Annotated in this window: 5 protein-coding genes; 4 read left to right on the top strand and 1 reads right to left on the bottom strand. The window is 60.4% G+C overall.

The genetic code is table 11. From position 1 onward, the window contains the following. Window positions 1-129 precede the first annotated feature (129 nt). The gene (locus D8U18_RS28125) at window positions 130-807 is read right to left on the bottom strand and encodes an alpha/beta fold hydrolase (RefSeq protein WP_131109231.1); all 678 of its coding nucleotides are present in this window, start codon (window positions 805-807) and stop codon (window positions 130-132) included. 84 nt (window positions 808-891) lie between these two features. Between D8U18_RS28125 and ccoN the strand changes: the two genes are divergently transcribed. Genes ccoN through ccoP form a run of 4 tightly spaced genes read left to right on the top strand, consistent with a single transcriptional unit; the run spans window position 892 to window position 4,089 of the window. Further along, window positions 892-2,316, top strand: coding sequence for a cytochrome-c oxidase, cbb3-type subunit I (gene ccoN, locus D8U18_RS28120; RefSeq protein WP_130908174.1), 1,425 nt, complete (start codon window positions 892-894; stop codon window positions 2,314-2,316). 10 nt (window positions 2,317-2,326) lie between these two features. Then, entirely contained in the window at window positions 2,327-2,935 is a 609-nt protein-coding gene (gene ccoO / locus D8U18_RS28115) for a cytochrome-c oxidase, cbb3-type subunit II (RefSeq protein WP_131109229.1), read from the top strand. A 3-nt stretch (window positions 2,936-2,938) separates the two neighbouring features. Then, on the top strand, window positions 2,939-3,136 hold the full coding sequence (locus D8U18_RS28110; protein WP_056857001.1) for a CcoQ/FixQ family Cbb3-type cytochrome c oxidase assembly chaperone: 198 nt from the start codon (window positions 2,939-2,941) through the stop codon (window positions 3,134-3,136). Continuing rightward, window positions 3,133-4,089 carry a cytochrome-c oxidase, cbb3-type subunit III gene (gene ccoP, locus D8U18_RS28105; RefSeq protein ID WP_131109227.1) on the top strand — a complete coding sequence of 319 codons (957 nt, stop codon included), beginning with the start codon at window positions 3,133-3,135 and terminating at the stop codon, window positions 4,087-4,089. The genes D8U18_RS28110 and ccoP overlap by 4 nt, the downstream gene beginning before the upstream one ends. The last annotated feature ends 439 nt before the right edge of the window (window positions 4,090-4,528 follow it).

The raw sequence follows: 4,528 nt of genomic DNA, 5'->3' as shown, positions 1-4,528 counted from the left end.
ACGCAGAGCGTCACAAGAGGCATTCCCACGCGGAGCGTGGGAACGATCATCCAAAGATTGTCTTTCCCGAACTGGACGACCTGTAGCAATAGCCGCGCGCGCAAAGAGGCTATATAGGCAACCTACCGTTTACTGAAGAAACGCAGCCACCCGCCCCGCCGCAGCCGCCAAATGCTGCTCACGGGTAAACCCCGAAGCTTTCAACGGCTTCAGATCGTGATCCCCCGCCACCAGCCAGAACACTTCGATACTGGGTGACAAGGCATACCCTTCGACGGCTTCACGGTTACCCAACGCATCCCGCTCTCCCTGCACGATCAACGTCCGCGTTTTCAGCGCCGCCAAATGCTCGACCCGCGGTTTCTCCGGTTTACCCACCGCGTAGAACGGATAACCCAGGCATACCAGTGCATCGGCAGCCAACTCGTCAGCCAGCAAACTGGCCATACGCCCGCCCATCGACTTGCCACCGACGGCCAGAGTCCCGGTGACATGGCGTCGCACTTCGGCATAGACCTCGCGCCAGCATTCCAGCAATTTCGGCGCCGGGTTGGGTGGACGCCTACCGCCATCGATACGCCGCTGCGCCATGTACGGAAACTCGAAACGCAGCACGTTGACGCCCTGCGCCGCGAGCCGTGCAGCCATGTCGGTCATCCAGTCGCTGTCCATCGGCGCACCGGCGCCGTGGGCGAGAATCAAGGTCGCCGAAGAGGTGCCTGAAGCGACATCCCACAGCCATCCATGATCGCGCACACATTGCGCCCATTGATCCCCGTCAATACCGGCCTTGTGCCCTTTGGTCATGCTTGCCTCGCTTTTAGTCTGCCTATAACTCCGGCCGAAGGGTGCGCTGCGCGCTCACTTCGGCTGAACCGTGGATGGGGAACCATGAACACTTCTATCAGTACCGCCTACAACTACAAGGTGGTCCGCCAATTCGCCATTATGACGGTGGTGTGGGGCATCGTCGGCATGGGGCTCGGGGTTTTTCTCGCCGCCCAATTGGTCTGGCCCGAACTCAACTTCGATTTACCCTGGACCAGTTTCGGCCGCCTGCGCCCGCTGCACACTAACGCAGTGATCTTCGCTTTCGGCGGCTGCGCCCTGTTCGCCAGTTCGTTCTATTCGGTGCAACGCACCTGCCAGACCCAGCTGTTTGCGCCGAAAATCGCCGCGTTCTGTTTCTGGGGCTGGCAACTGGTGATCCTGTTGGCAGCCATCAGCTTGCCGTTGGGTTACACCAGCTCCAAGGAGTACGCCGAGCTGGAATGGCCGATCGACATCCTCATCACCATCGTCTGGGTGGCCTACGCCATTGTGTTCTTCGGCACGGTGATGAAGCGCAAGACCAGGCACATCTACGTCGGCAACTGGTTCTTCGGTGGGTTCATCATCACCGTGGCGATTTTGCACATCGTCAACAACCTTGAGTTGCCGGTGAGCTTCACCAAGTCCTACTCGGTGTACGCCGGTGCTACCGACGCGATGGTGCAATGGTGGTACGGACACAACGCCGTGGGCTTCTTCCTCACCGCCGGGTTCCTCGGCATGATGTATTACTTCGTGCCCAAACAAGCCGAGCGCCCGGTGTATTCCTATCGCCTGTCGATCGTGCACTTCTGGGCGCTGATCACCCTATACATCTGGGCCGGCCCGCATCACCTGCATTACACCGCGCTGCCGGACTGGGCGCAGTCGTTGGGCATGGTGATGTCGCTGGTGCTGCTGGCACCGAGCTGGGGCGGGATGATCAACGGCATGATGACGTTGTCGGGCGCCTGGCATAAGTTGCGCAGCGACCCGATCCTGCGTTTCCTCGTGGTGTCCCTGGCGTTCTACGGCATGTCGACCTTCGAAGGGCCGATGATGGCGATCAAGACCGTCAACGCCCTCTCCCACTACACCGACTGGACCATCGGCCACGTACACGCCGGCGCGCTCGGCTGGGTGGCGATGATTTCCATCGGCGCGCTGTACCACATGATCCCGAAAGTCTTCGGCCGCGAGCAAATGCACAGCATCGGCCTGATCAACGCGCACTTCTGGCTCGCCACTATCGGCACCGTTTTGTACATCGCCTCGATGTGGGTCAACGGCATCGCCCAAGGCCTGATGTGGCGCGCGGTCAACGAGGACGGCACGCTGACTTACTCCTTCGTCGAGACCCTGGCGGCCAGCCATCCAGGCTTTGTCGTACGACTGGTGGGTGGCGCGATTTTCCTCAGCGGCATGTTCCTGATGGCTTACAACACCTGGCGCACCGTACGGGCTTCGCAGCCTGCCGACGTCGCCGCTGCCGCGCAGATGGCTTGAGGAGTCCGCCATGAAACACGAAACAATCGAGAAAAACGTCGGCCTGCTGATGCTGCTGATGGTGTTCGCCGTGAGCATCGGCGGCCTGACCCAGATCGTCCCGCTGTTCTTCCAGGACGTGACCAATAAACCGGTGGAAGGCATGAAGCCCTACACCGCGCTGCAACTGGAAGGTCGCGACATCTACATCCGCGAAGGCTGCGTCGGCTGCCACTCGCAGATGATCCGCCCGTTCCGCGCCGAAACCGAACGCTACGGCCACTATTCAGTGGCCGGTGAAAGCGTTTGGGACCACCCGTTCCTCTGGGGCTCGAAACGTACCGGTCCGGACCTGGCGCGGGTCGGCGCGCGTTACTCGGATGACTGGCACCGCGCGCACTTGTACAACCCGCGCAACGTGGTGCCGGAATCGAAAATGCCCGCCTACCCGTGGCTGGTGGCCAATCAACTCGACAGCAACCACACCGAAACCAAGCTCAAGACCATGCGCACCCTGGGAGTGCCGTACACCGACGAGGACATCAGCGGCGCCGTTGCCTCGCTCAAAGGCAAGAGTGAAATGGATGCGCTGGTCGCCTACCTGCAAGTGCTCGGCACTGCGATCAAGAGCAAGAGGTGAGCCATGGTCGTTGAATTGAGTACTGGAATGATCCGCGGACTGGGCACGGTCGTGGTCTTCGTAGCCTTCCTCGGCCTGACCCTTTGGGTATTCAGCAGCAAGCGCAAAACGGAATTCGCCGAGGCGCGCCTGCTGCCGTTCGCCGACGAGCCGCAACCCGACATCACCGACGAAATCGAAACAAGGAGTACCCGGCCATGACCACTTTCTGGAGTACGTGGATCTGCGTACTGACCATCGGCAGCCTGATCGGCCTGACCTGGTTGCTGATCGGCACCCGCAAGGGCGAAACCAAAGGCAGCGTCGACCAGACCATGGGCCACAGCTTCGACGGCATCGAGGAGTACGACAATCCGTTGCCGCAATGGTGGTTCATGCTGTTCGCCGGCACGCTGGTGTTTGCCGTCGGCTACCTGATCCTTTATCCGGGTCTGGGCAACTGGAAAGGCATCCTGCCCGGTTACGAAAACGGCTGGACCGGCGTGCACGAATGGGAAAAGGAGATGGACAAGGCGGACGCGAAGTTCGCGCCGATCTTCGCCAAATTCGCCGCGATGCCAGTGGAAGAAGTGGCCAACGATCCGCAAGCGCTGAAAATGGGCGGACGCTTGTTTGCCTCCAATTGCTCGGTGTGCCATGGCTCGGATGCCAAGGGCGCGTTCGGCTTCCCCAATCTGGCGGACAGTGATTGGCGCTGGGGCGGCAACGCCGACACCATCAAGACCACCATCATGGGCGGTCGCATGGCGGCCATGCCGGCCTGGGGGGAAATATTGGGTGAGGATGGCGTGAAAAACGTCGCTGCGTACGTTCGTCATGAACTGGCCGGCCTGCCATTGCCCGCCGACACCAAGGCAGACCTGCAGGCCGGACAGCAGGCGTTCAACACCACGTGCGTAGCCTGTCACGGAGCAAACGGACAAGGCACCGAAGCCATGGGAGCGCCGAACCTGACACACCCGACCGGTTTCATCTATGGCACCAGCCTGACCCAGCTTGAACAAACGATTCGGCATGGCCGCCAGGGCCACATGCCGGCGCAAAATGAACTGCTCGGCAACGATAAAGTGCAACTGCTCGCGGCTTACGTGTACAGCCTTTCCAGAGGTGACAAGCAGTTGAGCGGCAAGCTTCACGCTACAGGCGGCAAGTGAAGGCATAAGCAAAAACCGCAGGCACGGGCTCTAACCTGGAGCTTGTAGCTTGCGGCTTGTAGCTGCTTCTTTTTGTCGCACCCCCCTCCAGTCTTCCTTTCGGATCCCCGGATTCGGGTCTAAGCTCTCCCGATGCGGACTGGCCGGTGCCAGCTCCAGGTCGACCCTTAAACGATGTGTTCTACGAATCGGCTGACTGACAGGCCGCAAAGGCTGGTAGTTACCGGCTGTCGCGCCAATTGCCTGCGATCACTCAACGCTGTGTTTGAACACACCTCGTAACATCCGACCTGCCCCCCTCGCCTCTCGAGTCCGCCGAGACATTTTGCCCATGGGCAATTTTGTCCTTACGCGGCGCATGGAAAGGCCGCAGAATCAGCATTTGAAAGCATTGACCCAGGTCATGGCGCGTTGCAATGACCCCCTGCTTTCTACATAC

This window comes from Pseudomonas sp. Sample_10 (assembly GCF_004321495.1).
GTDB lineage: Bacteria > Pseudomonadota > Gammaproteobacteria > Pseudomonadales > Pseudomonadaceae > Aquipseudomonas.
This window is presented reverse-complemented; position numbering and strand designations above follow the sequence as displayed.